Origin of the sequence: Winslowiella sp. 2C04 (assembly GCF_050037805.1) — a bacterium.
In the GTDB taxonomy this organism is placed as follows: domain Bacteria; phylum Pseudomonadota; class Gammaproteobacteria; order Enterobacterales; family Enterobacteriaceae; genus Erwinia; species Erwinia toletana_A.
On the sequence record NZ_CP188300.1, the window covers coordinates 3393361 to 3413879 of the forward strand.

General features: G+C 51.0%; 17 protein-coding genes. 4 read left to right on the forward strand and 13 right to left on the reverse strand.

Features of this window, described 5'->3' with window-relative positions:
• The 4 genes from arnB to ACP3TC_RS15380 form a co-directional block, all read right to left on the reverse strand.
• Nucleotides 1-1140: a UDP-4-amino-4-deoxy-L-arabinose aminotransferase gene (arnB, locus tag ACP3TC_RS15365; protein WP_426816772.1), complete on the reverse strand. Its 1140-nt coding sequence runs from the start codon at nucleotides 1138-1140 to the stop codon at nucleotides 1-3.
• 542 nt (nucleotides 1141-1682) lie between these two features.
• A complete protein-coding gene (locus ACP3TC_RS15370; protein WP_313856357.1) occupies nucleotides 1683-2945 on the reverse strand; it encodes a c-type cytochrome in 1263 nt (420 codons plus the stop codon).
• 5 nt (nucleotides 2946-2950) lie between these two features.
• Nucleotides 2951-4720 carry a GMC family oxidoreductase gene (locus ACP3TC_RS15375; RefSeq protein WP_313856355.1) on the reverse strand — a complete coding sequence of 590 codons (1770 nt, stop codon included), beginning with the start codon at nucleotides 4718-4720 and terminating at the stop codon, nucleotides 2951-2953.
• 46 nt (nucleotides 4721-4766) lie between these two features.
• Nucleotides 4767-5492, reverse strand: a complete 726-nt coding sequence (locus ACP3TC_RS15380; RefSeq protein WP_313856353.1) for a gluconate 2-dehydrogenase subunit 3 family protein — start codon at nucleotides 5490-5492, stop codon at nucleotides 4767-4769.
• A 497-nt stretch (nucleotides 5493-5989) separates the two neighbouring features.
• Between ACP3TC_RS15380 and ACP3TC_RS15385 the strand changes: the two genes are divergently transcribed.
• Nucleotides 5990-6886: a LysR family transcriptional regulator gene (locus tag ACP3TC_RS15385; RefSeq protein WP_313856352.1), complete on the forward strand. Its 897-nt coding sequence runs from the start codon at nucleotides 5990-5992 to the stop codon at nucleotides 6884-6886.
• A gap of 62 nt (nucleotides 6887-6948) precedes the next feature.
• On the opposite strand, the gene ACP3TC_RS15390 is transcribed toward ACP3TC_RS15385, so the two are convergent.
• The 5 genes from ACP3TC_RS15390 to ACP3TC_RS15410 form a co-directional block, all read right to left on the reverse strand.
• On the reverse strand, nucleotides 6949-7938 hold the full coding sequence (locus ACP3TC_RS15390) for an aldo/keto reductase (protein WP_426816773.1): 990 nt from the start codon (nucleotides 7936-7938) through the stop codon (nucleotides 6949-6951).
• 139 nt (nucleotides 7939-8077) lie between these two features.
• Complete coding sequence (locus ACP3TC_RS15395) at nucleotides 8078-8266, reverse strand: cold-shock protein (RefSeq protein WP_313856350.1); 189 nt, start codon at nucleotides 8264-8266, stop codon at nucleotides 8078-8080.
• 105 nt (nucleotides 8267-8371) lie between these two features.
• Nucleotides 8372-9058 carry an HAD family hydrolase gene (locus tag ACP3TC_RS15400; protein WP_313856349.1) on the reverse strand — a complete coding sequence of 229 codons (687 nt, stop codon included), beginning with the start codon at nucleotides 9056-9058 and terminating at the stop codon, nucleotides 8372-8374.
• Nucleotides 9058-10743, reverse strand: a complete 1686-nt coding sequence (locus tag ACP3TC_RS15405; RefSeq protein ID WP_313856348.1) for a carbamoyltransferase C-terminal domain-containing protein — start codon at nucleotides 10741-10743, stop codon at nucleotides 9058-9060. The genes ACP3TC_RS15400 and ACP3TC_RS15405 overlap by 1 nt, the downstream gene beginning before the upstream one ends.
• Complete coding sequence (locus ACP3TC_RS15410) at nucleotides 10737-10961, reverse strand: hypothetical protein (protein ID WP_313856345.1); 225 nt, start codon at nucleotides 10959-10961, stop codon at nucleotides 10737-10739. The genes ACP3TC_RS15405 and ACP3TC_RS15410 overlap by 7 nt, the downstream gene beginning before the upstream one ends.
• A 127-nt stretch (nucleotides 10962-11088) precedes the next feature.
• On the opposite strand from ACP3TC_RS15410, the gene ACP3TC_RS15415 reads away from it, so the two are divergent.
• A complete protein-coding gene (locus tag ACP3TC_RS15415) occupies nucleotides 11089-11982 on the forward strand; it encodes a LysR family transcriptional regulator (protein ID WP_313856343.1) in 894 nt (297 codons plus the stop codon).
• Between the two features lie 33 nt (nucleotides 11983-12015).
• Here the strand turns inward: ACP3TC_RS15415 and ACP3TC_RS15420 are convergent, their stop codons facing one another.
• Nucleotides 12016-12840: an AraC family transcriptional regulator gene (locus ACP3TC_RS15420; protein ID WP_313856342.1), complete on the reverse strand. Its 825-nt coding sequence runs from the start codon at nucleotides 12838-12840 to the stop codon at nucleotides 12016-12018.
• Nucleotides 12841-13079: 239 nt separating this feature from the next.
• Between ACP3TC_RS15420 and ACP3TC_RS15425 the strand changes: the two genes are divergently transcribed.
• The gene (locus ACP3TC_RS15425; RefSeq protein ID WP_426818287.1) at nucleotides 13080-14387 is read left to right on the forward strand and encodes an alpha-glucosidase/alpha-galactosidase; all 1308 of its coding nucleotides are present in this window, start codon (nucleotides 13080-13082) and stop codon (nucleotides 14385-14387) included.
• A gap of 97 nt (nucleotides 14388-14484) precedes the next feature.
• Entirely contained in the window at nucleotides 14485-15924 is a 1440-nt protein-coding gene (gene melB / locus ACP3TC_RS15430; protein ID WP_313856340.1) for a melibiose:sodium transporter MelB, read from the forward strand.
• 70 nt (nucleotides 15925-15994) lie between these two features.
• Here the strand turns inward: melB and ACP3TC_RS15435 are convergent, their stop codons facing one another.
• The 3 genes from ACP3TC_RS15435 to ACP3TC_RS15445 all read right to left on the reverse strand — a co-directional run bounded on the left by ACP3TC_RS15435 (nucleotide 15995) and on the right by ACP3TC_RS15445 (nucleotide 20449).
• Nucleotides 15995-16675 carry an oligogalacturonate-specific porin KdgM family protein gene (locus ACP3TC_RS15435; RefSeq protein ID WP_426816774.1) on the reverse strand — a complete coding sequence of 227 codons (681 nt, stop codon included), beginning with the start codon at nucleotides 16673-16675 and terminating at the stop codon, nucleotides 15995-15997.
• A 46-nt stretch (nucleotides 16676-16721) separates the two neighbouring features.
• Nucleotides 16722-18803, reverse strand: a complete 2082-nt coding sequence (locus ACP3TC_RS15440) for a right-handed parallel beta-helix repeat-containing protein (RefSeq protein WP_426816775.1) — start codon at nucleotides 18801-18803, stop codon at nucleotides 16722-16724.
• Nucleotides 18804-18877: 74 nt separating this feature from the next.
• Nucleotides 18878-20449 carry an MFS transporter gene (locus ACP3TC_RS15445; RefSeq protein WP_313856337.1) on the reverse strand — a complete coding sequence of 524 codons (1572 nt, stop codon included), beginning with the start codon at nucleotides 20447-20449 and terminating at the stop codon, nucleotides 18878-18880.
• Nucleotides 20450-20519: the final 70 nt, after the last annotated feature.

Consider the following 20519-nt stretch of genomic DNA (forward strand, 5'->3'; position numbering starts at 1 on the left):
TTATTTTCCGGCAATCTCGTTTAGCGCGTGGATTACGCGCGTAGTGTCTTCATCAGTCATGCCCGGGAACAATGGAATGGAACAAATACGTGCAGAGTTCCACTCGGTATCCGGTAATGAGAGCTGAGGAAAGCGTTCGCGATAATATTTTTGCGTATGCGCCGCGCGGAAATGCAGCCCGCTGCCAATGCCGCGGTTTTTTAACTGCTGCATTAATTCATCGCGGCTGATACCGGCTTTCTGCTCATCAACCCGAATAATAAACAGGTGCCAGGCGTGATGATGTTGCCATTCAGGCAGTGCCAGCGGCGTTAAGGGGCCGCCCGCCAGCGCCTGTAGATACCGCCCGGCAATCTCAGCGCGCCGCGCATTGAGCTGAGGAAGTTTTTCCAGCTGCACCAGCGCAATCGCCGCATTGATATCCGCCAGATTGTATTTGAATCCGGGGCTGATAACCTCGGCCTGCGGCGCGCGGCCCAACGTCTGGCGGTCATAAGCGTCCACGCCCAGACCATGAAACTTAAGGCTGCGGATGCGGTTCGCCAACTGTTCATCATCGGTGACGACCAGCCCGCCCTCAGCGCAGGTGATATTTTTAATTGCATGGAAAGAGAAAATGGCGGTGCCGGATGCACCAATATGCGCGCCCTTGTAGTAAGTGCCCACCGCGTGCGCAGCATCCTCAATCACCGGAATACCATGGCGTTCACCAATGGCGCGAATCGCATCAATATCCGCCGGCGCTCCGGCATAGTGCACCGGTACAATTGCCCGGGTGCGCGGGGTAATGGCGGCTTCAATCAGCTCGGGCGTCACCATCAGGGTTTCGCGATCGACATCAATCATTACCGGCTCAGCGCCCAGTAACACGATCATATTCAGCGTGGAAACCCAGGTCAGAGAAGGCGTAATCACCTCATCCCCGGCCTTAATCCCTAAAGCCATCAGCGTGACGTGCATCCCCGCCGTTGCAGAACTCAGCGCGATAGCATGTTGATTACCGGTCAACTGACAAAATGCCTGCTCCAGCTGCTGATTTTTGGGGCCAGTAGTAATCCAGCCGGAGGTAAAAACCTCACGGACGGCAGCTAATTCGCTTTCACCCAACGCGGGACGGGAAAAGGGCAGGAACTCAGACATTGTTAAATTTCCTTAAGCCTTTAACATTTGATGTTTTAGCAATTTGTGCTAATAGTCAGCCGTAAATCGATTAAACAGACTGTGATGCACTACGCAAAAATCATAACTGCAAAATATTAAATGAATATTTAACGGTATTTATATTGTTGATAATTCTGTCCGATAAGGAAGTCAGAAGATTAACACATATAAAACAATATTTTACACATGTAACATTGGAATGTGACATATGAATGAAATTTAGCCAGTTTTAAAGAGTGATTTTGCTCGCAGATTGATGAAAAAATTGAGAAAAATCAGTCTGTCGATCGGCCGATTCTCGATCATAAAAAAAATTCATCAATTCAGCTGCGGGTTAATCTATGTTGGGAAAGAGTGACTCAGGAAAGAGGCGTGGCCGGTCGTCAGCCCTTAGCGAAGCGGTGAAGTCAGTTTGGCGAGGGGTTAACCGCAGGTAATTTGTCGCGGCGGCAAGAACACCGCCGCGACAGCAGAGTTGTGACCTGGGCGAAGTTTCAACCGCCCCGGTTAATCACTGATTATTAATGCTTTAGGTTTTCTCTTACCTTTTTTACCTGGTCTGCGCTGACTGCCGCGGCGTTATTGCTCCAGCCCTGACGAATAAAGGTCGCAAGCTGCGCGACTTCATCGTCATTCAGACGTTGAGCAAAACCTGGCATCGCCAGTGTTGAAGGTGCACGGGCAGTAGACGGCTGCTGAGCGCCCGCGAGAATGGTATGAATCAACCCACCCGGATCCTGCGTATTGACGATGGTTGCCTGATCCAGCTGCGGGAAGATTGCTGGTGAACCTTTGCCGGTAACAAAGTGGCAGGCACCGCAGTTATCAAGATAAAGGCGCTCGCCGAGGGTCAGATTTTTCGCTGCCGTCAGTTTGGCTTCGGTTGCCTGTGCCGCTTGCTCATCACCTTTCACCAGCGGTGGATTACCACCGAGGAACTTCAGGTAAGCCGCAATCGAGCGCAAGTCTTCATCAGTCATATACGAGGTGCTGTGCTCGACTACCGAGGTCATTTCCCCGCCCACTGCCGCTTTGTCGTTACGTCCGGTTGCCAGATAATCGACAATTTCCTGCTCGCTCCAGCGCGGCAAGCCGCGCAGGGTCGGCACATCCCAGCCGTTGAGATTGCCACCGGCAAGGAACTGCGGCTCGCTGCTGTCGAGGGCTTTCTCATTCATGCCCAGACCACGTGGGGTATGGCAACTGCCGCAGTGCCCGAGACTTTCCACCAGGTAGGCACCACGATTGATCTGCGCAGAAGCGCCGCCAATCGGCTGGAAAGGCGTATCACTGGTAAATGCCCAGTTCCAGAAACGCATTCCCCAGCGCTGGCTAAACGGAAAGCTGAGATCGGTCTTCGGCGGCTGTTCCGCGCTGGCCTTTACTCCCTGCATGAAATAGACGTAAAGCGCATGCATATCCTCATCACTGATTTTCACATAATCAGGATACGGCATCGCCGGATACAAACGGGTGCCATCCGGCAGCACGCCCTTACGCACCGCATCCGCAAATTGCTGCTCGCTGTAATGACCAATACCATGCTGCTTATCGGGGGTGATATTGGTCGAATAAATGGTGCCCAGATTCGACTCAATCGCCAACCCCCCGGAAAACTCAGCTTTACCCGGAATCGAGTGACAAGCACTGCAATCACCCAGCCGGGAAATATACTCGCCTCGCTTAATCAGCTCAGCATTATCCGCCTGCGCGCTGGCTGCCCAACCCAGTGCCACCACCAGCGCATTTGCGATAAAAAAACCTTTAGCTTTGATCATTTTCATCTCACTTATGCCTGCACCAGAGGGCCCGGATTTTTCAGGTACTGATCTTTGATTGCCTGCGCCGCCATCAGGGTGATGGCACCGATGGTATCAGTCGGATTTGCCTGGAAGTTCTGCGGGAACGCGTTGCCGCCCGGCACAAACACGTTATGCACATCCCAGCTTTGCAGGTAACGGTTTAACGCCGAGGTCTTCGGCGAATCGCCCATCACTGCACCACCGACATTGTGAGTAGAGACGTATTTAGTCAGATCAAAATGCGCATCCATGCCGAGGAAGCTTTCGCTGTAGCTGTCAGGGTTCAGCTCTTTAGTGATATCACCGACAATGCCACGCAGATGCTGTTGCAGTTTCAGCTCGTTCTCTTTCCAGTCGAAAGTCATGCGCAGCAGCGGATAGCCGTACTCGTCTTTATAGTTCGGATCGAGGTCAAGATAGATATCGCGATAAGACATACAGGTGGTGGTAATGCTGATTTTCATCGAATGGCCATACCACTCTTCCAGCCCCTCTTTCCAGCCGCTACCCCAGCCTGGCGTTCCTTTAGGTAACGCGGTGCTGATTGGCGTGCCGGTTGCCTGAGAACTGTGGATCTTCGCCCCGCCAATAAAGCCCAATGACGGACCATCAAAGTTGCCTGGCGAAATGTCATTAAACATCTGTCCGGTCGCACCGGCAGTGGCGAAAGGATTAAAGTTTTTATCTTTGAAGAACAGCGTGGCACCGCCGTTGCTGAGGAAGGCATAGTTACGCCCAACCACCCCTTCATTGGTGATCGGGTTATACGGCTGACCAATGCCGGATAACAGCATCAGACGCACATTAACGAACTGGAAGCCGCTCAGCACCACGATTTTCGCGGGCTGGAAGCACTCGTTACCCTGCTCATCAATGTAAAGCACGCCTTTGGCGGTTTTCTTATCCTCGTGCAGTACCACTTTCATCACGTTGGCATGCACTTCATAAGAGAAGTTGTCCATACGTTTTAATGCATCCATAACCGCAGTTTGCGGCGATGCTTTCGAGTAGTTCAGGCACGGATATTTACTGCAATAGCCGCAATAGTTACAAGGCGCGATCTGATTACCGTACGGGTTGGTCCACGGGCGGGAAACGCAAGCGGACGGATTCGGGAACGGATGATAGCCGAGCTTTTTCGCCGCTTTAACAAACATCGTGTTGTTAAGGGTATCATCGAGCGGCGGCAACGGATAAGGATTCGCTCGCGGGCCTTCAAAAGGATCGCCGCCTTCCAGAATTTTTCCGCGCAGATTGCCGGTTTGCCCCGACTGACCACAGATCATTTCAAACTTTTCGTAGTAAGGTTCGATCTCATCCCAGCTAAACGGGAAATCGCCAATTTCCATCTCTTCGGCGAGAATACCTGGCTTATACGCCTGATCGGCATAGGTTTTCAGTTTCAGGTCGGTCGGCGTTGGGCGAATTAACACTGCCGTCCAGTGCAGGCCTGAACCGCCCACTCCGTTACCCGGACAGAATGCGCCCCATTTGCGCGTCGGTAGTGCAGTCTGACGCATATTGTGTCGTACGGTTACCGCCGCTTCTGCCGGGGTCGCCATCACTTTGTTACGCACGGCGTAAGCGTATTCGTCGGCCGGTTTCGGATAAGCAAACGCATCGTAATTGCGGTCCGGACCGCGCTCCAGCGCGCGTACTTTTAATCCGGCCATTGCCAGCTCGATACTCATCAGCGAGCCAGCCCATCCCAGGCCGACGACGACGACGTCGACTTCTTCTTTATTCAGCTGTGCCATTGTTAACCCTGTCAATCTGCAAAAAACTTAAAAAAACTCAAAAGGTTCAGGCGCGTGCGCCCTCAATACTCACCGGACCTAATGGATAAGGCACGTTGTGCTGTTTAACCCACTCCAGGTAGCTGGCGCGTGCACCAGGAAAGCCAATGGCAATCCATGCTTTCATGCCTTTGTTGCCACCGTACATCGGATCGGAGAGATAGCCGTGTTTGGTTTCAGAAAGCAGTTCGCTAAAGAATTGAGCCGGTTTCAGGGCGTCCTCTCCCATGCTGGCAAAGTCGATCTGATTGTTTTGTAACTGCGTCAGTACCGTCTCTTTGTCCCGATCGGACAACAGACGGAAAGGCTGTTGGTATTGCTGCTGGCACCAGCGGTTAGTCAGCTCAATACCGATTTTGAAGATTTGCTGCGGACGATAGGGAATCTGATAGCCCATGGTGGCAGGCGCATGCGGCTCGAAAGGCCCCTGCATATAGATCTCATCACCCAGATCGCCATGCAGCTGCTGATCGATAAAGATCGGCACGTTGGTTTCCAGTGCGCCAGGCGCGTTGCCTTTACCACCGGCCGGAATTAAACGGTCACAGGCAGCCATCACAAACTGCCACTGCTCGGTGGTAAAGAAGATTGGTTTATAGTCCAGCAGTTCCGGAGCGGCCATTTCTGCCGCCTCGGCAGCAGTCAGACCTTTAAATATCATGTCGCTGACCGGCAGTGCCATCAGCGAGCCGATTAAAAACTTACGGCGGGTAGTCTCTTTTTGAAGCAGCATAGCATTACGACTCTCACATGCTTAAAAGTAATAGCAAAGTTAAAAAATTGGCGGGATTTAAAACAATTAAATAATAACATGGATACATATATTACTAATTGTAATTTTTATGCCTGAATTATGTTCTTATTAATTTTAATCACAGGAGATGACTGGCTATTTTGGTGATTATCTCCGCTCTTCCTGGCACAAATCCGAGTAGATTTATAATTAAGACAAATATGGCGAAAATTTGCGCAATTAAAGCGGTAATATAATTACTGTCGGTGACAGTCATCAGGATAAATAAATAAACACAATTATTTTTGATAATAATTCTTATTTTCAATAAAGCCATTAAACACTAACCTGTCGGCGTTATGAACCAGACTCATTAGTGAATCACCTCAAGTCCGTTATAATGATGTATCTTCATTAACGGGCGGGATATCGCAACAGGGATTGCCTACCGTCAGGCATCAATTTTTTCAATCCACTCGCCGACCACGGATTTGCCCATGCTAAAAGATAATTTTAATGACTTACTTTCACTTATTGTGATTGCCAGAGAGAGGAGCTTTACCAAAGCGGCGGCAAAGCTGGGGGTATCACAATCAGCATTAAGTCATGCGATTCGTGGTCTGGAGGAGCGCCTCGATTTACGACTGTTAACCCGTACTACCCGCAGCGTTGCGCCGACGGAAGCGGGAGAAAAGCTGATTAACGCCCTTGGGCCGCGTTTTGCCGAAATTGAAAGTGAGCTGATGGCGCTGAGCGAAATGCGCGAGAAACCGGCCGGAAATATTCGTATCAGCGCCGGCGAACACGCGCTGCGCTGCGCACTCTGGCCAGCACTCGAGCAGTTCCTCAAAGATTATCCCGATATTAAAGTCGAAATCGTCAGTGATAATACGCTGACGGATATTGTCAGCGGTCGTTTTGATGCAGGTGTCCGGCTGGGTGAGCAAGTGGCTAAGGATATGATTGCCGTGAGTATCGGTCCGGAAATGCGGATGGCCGTTGTCGGTTCGCCAGCGTATTTTTCACGCTGTGGTCGCCCGGTAACGCCGCAGGATTTACAGCAGCATAACTGTATTAATATGCGCTTACCCACTATGGGTGGGCTGTATGCCTGGGAGTTTGAAAAAGATCAGCGCGAACTGCGCGTGCGGGTTGAAGGGCAGCTGACGTTCAATAATCTGCAACCGCGTATTGATGCCGCGATAGCCGGCATTGGTCTGGCGATTGTGCCGGAAGACACCATAATCCAGGCCGTGGCCGACGGGAAACTGGAAACGGTACTGGATGACTGGTGCCCCGCTTTCCCCGGCTATTACCTCTATTATCCCAGCCGGAAACAGCATACCGCGGCTTTTGCGCTGCTGATTGACGCGCTACGCTATTCGCCGGAATAAATCCGCCAGTGTTGCGATACGGACGACGTTTTCGCCGTCCGTATTCAGGGCTGGCAGATAACTTAACGCCCTACTCTGTCCGCTATCTCTTTCGGATAGCGCGCACCCTGCACTTCAATATCCGCCAGCGCACGGTTAATCAGGCTCAGTTCCTGCGCTGACAGCGTCAGTTGTGCCGCTGCGGTATTCTCTTCCAGCCGGTGGAGTTTAGTGGTGCCGGGAATAGGAACGATCCACGGCTTCTGCGCCAGCAACCAGGCCAGAGCAATCTGCGCCGGAGTCGCCTCTTTCTGCCGGGCAATATTAGCCAGTTCATCAACCAGAACCTGGTTGGCTTTACGCGCATCGGTACTGAAGCGTGGCACTTTATTGCGGAAGTCTGAACTGTCGAAGGCGGTATTTTCATTAATCGCTCCGGTCAGAAAACCTTTTCCCAGCGGACTAAACGGCACGAAACCAATGCCAAGTTCTTCCAGCGTTGGGATAATTTCCTGCTCGGGTTCACGCCACCACAGCGAATATTCACTTTGCAGTGCCGCCACCGGTTGTACCGCATGGGCGCGACGAATGGTTTGCGCACCGGCTTCGGACAAACCAAAGTGCTTAACCTTGCCTTCAGCAATCAGCTGCTTAACCGTACCGGCAACCTCTTCAATCGGCACATCCGGATCGACACGATGCTGATAAAGCAGATCAATAGCTTCAACATTCAGGCGTTTCAACGAGCCTTCCACGGCTTTGCGAATATGTTCCGGGCGGCTGTTAAGAATTTGCTGGTTGTCGGGTTGCGGCAAATCAAAGCCAAATTTACTGGCGATGACCACCCGATCGCGAAATGGAGCCAGCGCTTCGCCCAATAAGGTTTCATTAGTAAAGGGGCCGTAGACTTCTGCGGTGTCAAAAAAAGTGACGCCACGTTCAACCGCAGCGCGGATTAACGCAATCGCCTGCTGCTTATCGGTGGCCGGCCCGTAACCGAAACTTAGTCCCATGCAGCCAAGCCCAAGCGCTGAAACCTCAGGACCGTGGCTACCCAGTTTACGTTGTTGCATGTGCTTCTCCGACATCAGGTTAGAGTATGGCGATGGCAATCCATCACGCTCGATAACCTTAAGAACTACCGCCGGAAAAAACTATCTGCATTATCTGCTTGATGCTATGAGCTGAGCTCATATATCAGAAGAAGCGGTGTTACAGACTGCTGCGAAAATCAGCAATGACCGTTGATACAGCAAGATAACTCACCGTCATACGGGATTTGCAAAAAATACAGACTGCACCATGGGGATTCTTTGGGGAGACATCATACAGGGAAGAGCGATATTGATGACCGTAACAGGACGGGCATTGGAATTTTAAATTTAAGATATAAACCTTCATTATTACTTATAGAGACACCACCATAACACGGCACAACCGCACTGTCTGTTTTATTTTAGCGCTGAGTTAACGTTGGCTGGCGCTAAAAATGCCAGCCTGACGTGGTTAATTCTGGCTGTCGCAGCGCAGCCCCAGTGTGCTACCAAGAAACTGATAACTCAGCTGTTGATCATCGACGGCCAGCGAATTAAAGTCACGCACCGATAAAATATCGCGATTATTGGTATTGTTAATCGCAATACAGTTCGCCCCGGCCGTCAGCGCAGAAATAATGCCGTTATCTGAATCCTCAAACACCAAAGTCTGTTCTGGCCGGGTGTTAAATCGCTCGATAGCGGTGGTATAGGGCAGTGGATCAGGCTTGCCGCGCACCACGTCGTGCCGGGAGATAATGCAGCTGAAGATATGCAAATTATGCTGATCGAGCACATTATTGATTTTTTCCGGCCAGCTGCTGGTAACGATGCCGATATTTAACGGACAGCTTTTTAGCTGAAACAGCAGCGACTTCAGACCATCAATCAGCACGCACTCAGCTTCAGCTTCCCGCTGATCGACCTTTCTGTGAATCAGCGCGCGTGTTTCGGCAGTGAAATGTGGAAAGATATTCTCCAGGGTATATTTATGCGATGCGCCGATAATATACTTTTCAATCTGTTCTGGTGAAATATCACAGCCATACTCTCTGGCGGTGGTTTTCCAGGCATTAACGATGGCTTCGTTAGAGTCAATAATAACTCCATCAAGATCGAACAAAATGGTATTTATCCATTTAGGTTCATTCTCTTTCATCACTTATTCCTTGTAACGAGAAATTTATCATTAAAAATGACTGCATCAACGGCACCTTCACGTAATACGGATAATGCCTGCTGCGGAGTGTTGATTATTGGTTCTTCATGGCGATTAAATGAGGTATTGATCAGGCAAGGCTGGCCGGATAACTGATACCATTTATTGATTAATGAATACATCAAGGGATCGCTCTCCTCGCGAATAATCTGCGGTCGGGCGGTATTGTCGATATGTACGGTTGCCGGACAGCGTGCGGTCATTACTGGCTTGCAGTTATAGGTAATCGTCATAAATTCCGCTGATTTATCCCTGTCAGACCAGTGACAAAAGCAGAACTCTGCCAGATTTTCCGCCGTTACCGGAGCAAAAGGCATAAACTCGGTGCGCTTGAGTTTTTCATTCAGCCATATGTTCACATCCTTGTTGTTTGCATGACAGATGATACTGCGCTGGCACAGCGCCCGAGCGCCAAACTCCATGCGACCACGAAAGAACGCCAGAATGGTGTCTGAACGCAGCAAGGTTAAGATCTCTTTAACCAGATCGCCGGGCTGTTCAACCCTCAAATCGCGGTGCTGCGACAGAATCTCCTCAATCTGCCGGTTACTGTATTCAGGACCAAGCGCCATGCTGTTAAGCGGGCAGCGATTTCCTGTTTTACGCCATAACGCCGTCACCGCCGCGGCCAGCGGTAATCCCTCATCTCCCATGCAGGGCAGCACGTAAACGTTTTCGATACCGGCCAGTTCCCGCACACATTGGTTAAGGCGAACATTGCCAAATAGCCCACCTGCCAGACAGATATTTTTAACCTTATAATTTTTCACATAAGGCATCAAAATTGCCGCAATAATATCCTGAATATGTTTTTGCGCCGCCGCAGCAATATCCTGTGGAGAAAAGCTATTGATTTCATCGACCAGCTTTTCAGAGTAACCATGGTAAGACGGCAAATAATAGTCGCCACAATTGGCAATCAGCCGACTGTCGCGCACATCGATCATTTTGCGCATCAGCGGCAGTGCCTTAAGCGGATCGCCATGCGCCGCCAGCCCGGTGATTTTACCTTCATGACGATTAGCCTTAAAGCCGAGTAAATGCGTGATGCGGCCATAAAAATAGCCAAGGCTGTCAAGCGTGGTTTCGCGTTGCAGCACCACCTCACTGCCGTTATCGATATAGCGCACCGTCAGTGAAATAAAGTCGCCCCGGCCGTCACAGGTCACTACCAGAGCCTGATCAAACGGCGAACAGAGCCAGGCCCCCCAGGCGTGAGTATCGTGATGATCGATGTACATCACTTTGCCCGATAAATTATTTTCCGCGATAAAAAGATCGAATTCGGCTCTTTTCCCGGCGTCATTAATCATTTCATCGGCAATTCTCTTCTTTAAAATAAATACATTGTCGAAATTATTAATACACTCATAAATAATTCTTTCGACATAGAGGTTAAGACAGTAGCCCTCGTTAAACCCGGCGTTCCAACCATAGGCGACAATATCGACATCCGATAAACTCTTACCTGTTGCGCTTAATACATAATCTATCGACTGCTGTGGCCAGATCTTATGGCCTTTGATACGGGTAAACCGCTCTTCATGCGCCGCCGCAACGATTTTATCTCCTTCAACCAGACAGGCTCCGGCGGTATCATTGTTAGTAATACCGAGAATTAACATATCACCACCTCTTTTAAAGGGTCATCTGCCGCCGTTGCGCTGATTAACGCGAATTTATCCAAAGCCTCTTTATTATTTTCTGCGATAATATGTAAACGGGATATATTAAACTGCTGTAGTAATACCGATCGAATTACCTCGCCAGCACCAGCCTCATCAAGCGACTGAGGAACAACGATTTTTCCTTTGATAAAAAAGATAAAGTGTTGCTTTTCCATTGCATCCCCCTGAACCATAAACTGACCGAATGTGATCAGAGTCACGGTGTCATGATTTGCTGATATTAGAAGGCAAAAAAAGATGAAAATATAATCAAAATAAATCTGCGATTGATAATGAAACGGAATGGATACTCGACTGTTACAGGCATTCGTGATGTTGGCTGAAACTAAAAATTATCGTGAAGCGGCGCAGAAACTATTTATGACACAGCCGGCCTTAACCAAGAAAATTCAGTCACTGGAAAATGAACTCGGCGTGCATCTGTTTATTCGCGGACGCCATGGTGCGCAGCTTACCCATGCAGGTATGCAACTGATTGATAAAGCCCATGAAGCGGTCTCTGGCATCAGTGAATTCCGCCAGCTGGCGCTGAATGTTGCCCGGGGAAAAACCGGCAACCTGGCGATAGGTTTTGGATTATCAGGTATCAAGGTGGCGCCAGAGCTGGTGGCAGATTTTCGCCGCAGCTGGCCTGAAATTAATATCAGCCTCGAAGATATGCCATCGGCAGTGCAAATTGACGCGCTGCTTGCCGGTCGCTTACAGCTGGCTTTTATGCGCCTGCCGGTTGAGCCGCCGTTAACCGGTATAGCATTAAAGGCGGAATCACTGGTGCTGGCGGTACCGCAAAAGGAGAAAGCGTTAATTAATGCCCAGCTGAATGCTTCAACCGATTATCAGGCGTTCGCCGAGCTACCGCTATTGCAGCTGTCTGCCGACAGAGGCCCGGGGCTTAACCGGCAAATCGCCAGATTTATGCGGTTTAATCGAATCGAGCCGCAGATAGTCCAGCAGGCAAATGATATTCAGACGCTGATTGCCATGGTTGCAGCGGGCATCGGCAGCGCTATTGTGCCGGAAGCCGCGGTGTATATTGCGCCATCGGGAATCGGGATGATCCCGCTGTACGGCCCCTACTCCGGCTGGGATGTCGGTATCATCTGGAATAGCGCGCACCAGGATCGCACCCGCGATCTGTTTATTGCGCTGGTGAAAAGTGATCTCAGGGTACGATAACGCCAGCGGAACCTCGTTCGAGGCTCTCCCGCTTTACGCCAGAGCCGCCTGCTGCCGACGCCACTCTCCCGGCGACATCTGATAAATCTGGCGAAATACTCTGGCAAACTGCATCTGATCGCGGTAGCCGACCGAAAACGCAATCACCTTTATCGGCAGCCTGGCGTCGAGCAGCAGTGAGGTGGCAACGTTCATCCGCAACATAATCAGATAGTGTTTCGGCCCATAGCCAAAACGCTGCTTAAACAACCGGCTCAGATAGCTGCGATCGACCCGGCACCAGGCGGCAATATCACTGACGCTGATACTTTCATGATAATTGCGCTCCATCCAGTGAATGGCTTTTTCCACCGGTTGATCATCGCCCTGGCGTGCCGTACCGGTCTGTGGCGCATTCGCCAGCAGCGCATCGAGAAACAGGCAGGTAAGACCGGCGATACGCAATGACTGCCCGGTCTCCTGTTGAACGATTTGCTGTAAATAGTGTAACTCTTCACGCTGCTCGCCGCCGGCAACCGGGGTATAAACCGGATTATCACGGTTTAATCCGCAGGATTCAAACGTGCGCGCCACAATTAAACCGTCAATTTCAATCCACATATATTCCCACGGCTGGCGTTTATCGGCGCAATAAGTGGTAATTTCATGTGGATGAATCAGAAAGGCTTCTCCGGCATACACCTGATGACGTCCCCGCTCGGTAAACAGCTCGCCGGTTCCGCGAATGATATAATGCAGTAAATAGTGCTGACGTACCGCCGGACCATAGCTATGCCCTGGACGACAAACTTCATGACCATACTGAAAAACATTCAGACCGAAATGCGATATCTCTTCAGGTTTTAGATCCTTCTGCATTTTCACCTCAGGTTTTACCGCATATACGACATCACATAACCCTATAGATAATGCTGTTTGTAATGCCCTGCCGTGCTGCTGGCAAGCACTACGCTGCTGCTAACCGATGATTTGAGAACAACTTCACAGTTTTTACCGGCTTTTATTTTTCGCCATATTGATGTCACAAAACGACATATACATTAATTCAGTCTCTGCCTAGAGTCTTTCCATCGCAACATTCACAGGCAAAGGAAAGAATCATGAAAATCACTTTTATCGGTGCGGGCAGCACCGTATTTGCAAAAAATGTGCTCGGCGACATTATGGCAACATCGGCATTATCGGATGTGCAGATTGCACTTTACGATATTGATGAAAGTCGTTTGCAAGATTCGTGGAATATGCTGAATAACATTAATCAGAATATTAATCAGGGCCGCGCATCGATTGAAAAATATGTCGGCGTTGAACAGCGCCGCGCGGCATTACAAGGGGCGAAATATGTGATTAATGCGATTCAGGTCGGCGGTTATCAGCCCTGTACCGTCACCGACTTTGACATTCCAAAGCAGTTTGGTTTGCGTCAGACCATTGCGGATACGCTGGGAATTGGCGGTCTGTTTCGCGCCCTGCGCACCATTCCGGTGCTGTTCGACATCGCCCGCGATATGGAACAAGTCTGTCCGGACGCCTGGTTCCTTAACTACACCAATCCAATGGCGTCACTGACCGGCGCGATGTTGCGTCATACCGGCATTAAAACCGTTGGGCTGTGCCACAGTGTGCAGGTCTGCGCCGAGACGCTGCTGAAGGCGGTGGATATGCCAACCGACGGCGTCACCTGGCAAATTGCCGGGATCAATCATATGGCGTGGCTGCTGGATATTAAGCGCCACGGCGAGGATATTTATCCGGAAATTAAACGCCGCGCCGCCGGCTTGCAGCATAAGCATGACGATATGGTGCGTCATGAGATTATGCGGGTATTCGGCTACTACGTGACCGAGTCTTCTGAGCATAACGCGGAATATATGCCCTACTGGATTAAACGCAACTATCCGCAGTTAATCGAGCGCTTTAATATTCCGCTGGATGAGTATCCGCGCCGCTGTATTGAGCAAATCAATAACTGGCAGCTGCAACGTGAACAATTAACCCGTGACGAAGCGCTGACTCATCACCGCAGCCATGAATACGCCTCTTATATCATTGAGGCGATGGAAACTGACCTGCCGTATAAAATTGGCGGGAATGTACTCAACCGTGGGCTGATCACCAACCTGCCGACCGACGCCTGCGTGGAAGTGCCGTGCCTGGTGGATGCGCAGGGCATCACGCCAACCGTTGTCGGCGATCTGCCACCGCAGCTGGCGGCGCTCAACCGCACCAATATCAACACCCAGTTATTGACGATAGAAGCAGCCGTGACGCTGAAAAAAGAACATATCTATCACGCCGCGCTGCTCGATCCGCATACCTCGGCTGAGCTGTCGATCGATGACACTATCCGACTGTGCGACGCTTTAATCGAGGCGCACGGCAACTGGTTGCCGACTTACCGCTGATACCCCCACCTACCCTACATTAAGCCGCACAGAAAGGAGGCCGACGCTGTTTTTCTGGCTGTCAGCGTCGGTACTCCGGGGACGTGCGGAGATAGCCATGAGCGTATCGTTAAAAACTAAAATCAGCTATGGATTCGGTGCCTTTGGTAAAGACTTTGCCATCGGGATTATTTATATGTACCTGATGTACTACTATACCGATGTCGTCGGCATATCCGTCAGTATGGTAGCTTCACTGTTTCTGGTAGCGCGAATTCTGGATGCGCTGCTTGATCCGGTTATGGGCTGGATCGTCGAACGCACCCGCACACGCTGGGGTAAATTTAAACCGTGGATTCTGATTGGCACCCTTGTCAATTCCGTGGTGCTGATCAGCGTATTCTGCGCGCACAACTTCTCCGGTGGCGCGCTGATTGCTTATATCTGGGTGACTTACATTCTCTGGGGCTTTACCTACACCATAATGGATGTGCCGTTCTGGTCACTGGTGCCCTGCATCACCGTCGATAAGCGCGAGCGCGAAGCACTGATTCCCTGGCCGCGCTTTTTTGCCAGCAGCGCGGGTTATCTCACCGGCGTAATTGGCCTGCCGCTGATAAACCTGCTGGGGCAAGGGCATCAGGGCGACGGCTTTATGCGCTTTACCTTTATTCTGGTGTTCTTTTTTATCCTCTCCACGCTTGTTACGCTGGTCAACGTTAAAGAGAAATACTCCTCATCGCACCATGGCGCCACGCAGGTGCAGCATGGTCTGAAAAGCGTGCTGATGATGATTGTGCGCAATAAACCGCTGTTTGCGCTGCTGGTTATGGCCCTTTCATGGAATATGGCGCATAACGTCATTCAGTCATTTGCCATTTACTACTTCAAGTATGTCGTCGGTCGGGAAGAGCTTTTCCCCTGGTATATGATGTATGCCGGAATCGCTAACCTGGCGACCATTGCGCTGTTCCCGATGCTGGCGAAGCGCTTTTCGCGCCGGGTGTTATGGATTAGCGCCTCGGTGTTACCGGTGCTGAGCTGCCTGCTGCTGCTGTACGTTGGACTGTATGCGCCGCAGAGCGCGACGCTGATTGCGCTGTCCGGCATTATGGCTAACAGCGGCGGCGCTTTCTTCTGGGTATTGCTGGTGATTATGGTTGCCGACACCGTCGACTATGGCGACTACGCGCTGGGCATGCGCATCGAAAGTATCGCTTTTGCGGTGCAAACCATGGTGGTCAAGGCCGGTGCAGCTTTTGCCGGGCTGGTGATTGGCGTGCTGCTGGGAGCGGCCGGTTATCAGGCTGGCGTGCCGCAAACTGCCAGTACCATAATGGGCATGCAGGGCATCATGATTGTGGTACCGATGCTGTTCTTTGGCCTGACGCTGTGGGTCTATCTGCGACACTACACCCTCGACGGTGCGTTACTTCAGCAGGTGCAAAATCATCTGAAGCGCAAATATGACGAACCGGTTGATGCCGCAGCACGCGCGGCGGCGGTAAGCAGCGACACTCATCCGGTCGCTGGCGAGCCCACTACGGTTAAGGGATAATCCGACGCGCAGCAGCCGGTAAACGACACCGGTTTGCTGCGCGATTGACTTTTAAAGCACATCATCAGCGTTAAAAACTGTATTGTACGCCGACGCGAAAGCGCGTCTGCCGCTCGTCGCTGGTTTTACGCACGCTGATATTCCCCAGTTCGGTATAGGGAGCCCAGTTTTTATTCAGCTTCCACAATGCTTTCACATTATGTTCATAGTCCCACTTTTTATTATCGAAACGAATTTGATCGCTGTGTTTATAGATGAAATTATATTCAAAACGCCAGTCCTGATAGCGATATCCCAGCCAGAACTCACCGCGATTGGTTTTCTCATCTTCTTTCCCTTCATCTGAAACACGTTTATATTCGTAGCGGTAACGTCCATTTAAATAAATCCCGCTATCAAAGGCGTAACCGGTGGTTAAAAAGGGTTTATAGATACTGCTGTTGCTGGATGATTCGAGCGTGAATCCCGGCTGAATAAACCACTCCGGCGTAATCTTATATTGATAGTTGATGCTGTTTTCCGTGCCGTTACTGACGATATCGTGGAATGCTTTATTGCTATTATCGCCGCCCGACTTCCATTTCGCTTCCAGCGAGAAACCAATACCGTTGTCAAAACGATGGGAGACGGCAAAGCGATCCTTGTGGACCTTGCTGTCATCCTGCCACTCATGCCGCACATCCAGCGTGACCGCCGCAGCCTGAAAAGAACACAGCAGTAACCCGCAGATCATTAATGTCTGTTTAGTCATTACAAAACCCCATTGGTATTTTTTATTCGTGTTACATCAGGTTTTATTATTTCGCTGTTGGTTTATTATCATCCAGCGTCAGAAAGTGATTATTTTTCAGACGACCGGTTACCGCATCGGCATATTGCGCGGGTGAAGTTCGCAAGGAAATATTACCTTCCAGCTGCCCCTGTTTATCTGGCTGGGTGTAGGGGCCGGGACGGAAAAGATAATTAAAGCGTTTATTGTCGACCGCAATATTATTCCGCACCAGTAATGCACCCGGATTAAAGTTATCGGTGAAGCCATCCATGCCGTTCTCTATCGCCACACTGTCCGACACCTGATGCGCGACCGGCAAACCTTCGCCGCCGAGTTTAAAACCATTATTACGATTGCGCAGCGAGATACTTTTCTCGATAGTCACCCGGCCATTTGGGCCGTCTTCGATTTTATTAAACAGGTCAAAACCATCGTCAACATTATCATGGGCGAAACAGGCAATCAGTTTATTGCCCTCTCCGACGCGCATTTTCACCGCAAAGCCATCGGCGTTTATCTGGCCGGGATCCTGATTAGCATAAGACTCAGAGTTGGAAATGATATTGTGGCTGGCCCACAGTGCGCGTCCCACATCCGGCGGTGAAGCCACCCAGATACCGGTGTCGTCAGCATGGTGTGCCACTACCCGATCGATATGATTATAACTGCCGGAAATATTGAAGCTTTTAGCCGTCACGCTAATCCCCTGAATATCCCAGTGGCTGGCGGCAAGATTAAGCCCATAAAACACCGCATGCTTACCGAGCGGACGCAGTTTTTTCGCCTGCTGAGGCGTGCCGCTGGCGCTGGCAGGCAGCGTGGTCAGGGGATAATCACCATCAGCCAGCCACAGGGTTCCACCCGGTGACAGCGCGGAAGCCGCAGTCGCAAAATCCAGTGGCTGCTCACGACTGCCGTTATTATCAGCCTTGCCCTGTGGCGATACATAAAGATTATCGGCATCGGCCAGCTTTACCGGCTTAACCGTCAGCTTATCAGTCAGGGTTTCATCGCTGTCGGTCACCAGACGCCAGTCGATCTTCCGGGGTTCAGCAGCGATCCTGAGCGCCAGCGACTGCATCTCACCGGCTTTTATCGCTTGATCCTGCACCAGTGGCTGGCCGTTAACGCTGACCGTCAGCTTACCCGGTTGATTACTGCGCAACTGGAAGCGGTAATCCGGTCGCGCTGCCAGCGTTGAAGAGGCAATCTCAACCTTTGCCGCCTGGCGCGCAGGCGTAAATGTCTCTGTTGCTGTCGCCTGATGCTCACTCAGCGTCAGGCTGGCCTGATGAACGGTAATCCGTGCATTGCGCGAGGCAAAAAAGCCGACGTAATAGCCGGTTTTGTCCTGTACCAGCACCCGATCTGCATCACCCGTACGCTGAGTAACCCACTGGTCACTGCCCGCTGGAGCCCAACCGGCGATAAAACCGTCGTTGGTACGCGCCAGCCGCAGACGAAAACGCGGCGTCTGACGGATATCCAGGCGGTGATGGTATGCCTCGCGCACCATCTCCACCCCGGCATTGCCCCAGGGATTTTTTACACCGTTACGCGCGATTTGCGTTACCTGTAGCAGATAATGAGATTTCTTATCCTCGGTAAGCAGCGCATTCATCACCATATTGGCAGCGGCCGGAAACTCTTCGTAACCCGGTTTCAGCTTCTCTGAGCGCGGCTGGCCCAGCACATCCCTGACCAGCAGGCCTGCGCCCTCCTGCCCGGCAGGCAGCGCCCCATTTTCCGGACCAAATTGCTCGACGCTGATCTCGGCATCCAGCTGCATATTGGCGCTGGCGGGCAATCGGGTGTAATAAAACGTCAGGCCGTCATGGCTGTTACCAATCTTACCGCCACGGCTTTCAATATTAACCGGCGTGATCAGCTTGCCGCCTTGCGCCGGAACCGGCTGACCATTCTCCCGCGTCACATTATTGACACCGATTTTCTCCGGCAAAACATTGGTAGCAAAATTCACATCGGTCGACTGACCAAAGGCGATGGCTCGCCACACCAGCTTATTGCTGTCAGGTAACTGACTGGCTGCGCTGCAACTGATGCCCAGCATAAACAGCGATGCGGAAATGACCGTTAATTTCCTCATTTCTCTTTCCTTAAAACGTGTTCATCCCTTCCTGCCCAATGGGCAGGAATGTATTGATCAGCAAGTGGAGTGGATTAACGTTGTGGCAGCTGTTCCGGCATCGCTGGCGCGGCCTCTTCAGCCAGCTTCATTTTCCGCGAGATATCGCTGTTGCCCCAGCACTGCTCGTAGGGATATCCCACCAGAGTTTCGATGACTTCGCGCACTTCGGGTTTAATGGCACTCAGCTCACCACCGGCTTTAATTCGTGCCACCTCTTCCAGCACGACGCGGTGAGTTTTGCGATCGAGGGTCATCTGGCGACTAAAGAAAATGGCCACCAGCGCCAGCACAATTACGCCACCGAAGAACACCCACGAAATCGCGGTAATCGCGCTTTCCGGCTGTACATGAGATTTCGACTGGAAGCCGTAATAGCTGAGCAGAGCGCCCATCGCAAAGACGATAATTGAGCGCACGATTTTGCCGGCGAAGGTCATGGCACCGGCATAAATGCCCTCACGGCGACGGCCGGTAAACACTTCATCTACATCCGCCAGGAAGGTGTAGACCGTCCACGGAATGTAATACACGCCGCCGGTTCCCAGACCAAAGATGACGGTTACCCCAATGATCGCCATGGTTGCCAGATGCGCCGGTAATTGCAGGAAATGCAATAAGCTGTAACAGCACACCGCGAAGACCACGATTAACAGCGCCCAGGTGTAAGGTTTACTAAAGCCAAACTTGACGCAGATGCCAATAAAAATCGCGGTGGAGAACAGTTGCAGAATGGCATTCAGGCTGTTCAGTCCGGCAAGGATTGCCGGGTCGTATTGCAGCACAAAAATAACATAGTAGGTAAAGACGGAAGCAAACAGCCATTCAGCGCCAAAACCAAACAGGTACATGCCGAGATGCTTACGAAACACTCGCAGATAGAATGTCGACTGCATATCGCGCGCCAGCGCCACTATCGTCTTCCACAGGGTCTTTTTCTGCTTTATCGCCTTGATTCCGGTATCTTTTCGCTCCCATGAGAAGCCGTGCAGCAGTGCCACCGCCACGAACAGGATCAGCCCATAGGTTATGCCGGTATACAGAAAAGGCTGCGCAGAGTCTTTACCGTACAGCAGGATAAATTGTCCGGGAATAAATGCTGCAAGGAAGTTAGCAATTTTACCGAACATGGCTTTATAGCCGGTCAGTTTGCTGCGCACCGCAAAATCGTCGGTCATTTCGGTGGCGAGGGTTTCATACGGCACCATCACCGAAGTATAAATCAGCTCAAAAATGACGTAAGTGGTCAGGTAATACCAGAAGCCAAAGCCTTCCACCCACAGCAGCGGGTAGAACATCATTAACGGTGCGCCAATCAGCAGGAAGAAACGTCGACGACCAAAACGCTTGCCCAGCCAGGTATTGCCAAAGTTGTCGCTGAGGTAGCCCATAAGAGGATTACTGATGGCGTCGATCACGCTGGCCACCGAAAAGATAAATGCTGCCTCCAGCAGTGTCAGCCCGCAGAAGGTGGTATAAAAATAGAGTAACCACGCACCGGCAATCGCCAGGGCGCCACTTCCCAGCAAATTGCCTCCGCCATAAGCCAGTTGATGCCCCAGCGTGACTTTCCGCCCATCTTCCAAAAGTATCGTTTTTTTATTCATAACATTCAGGTCTCTTGAAATTAATGAACCGATGTTTCATTTTTAATAAAGCATGGTTTTATATATTTAT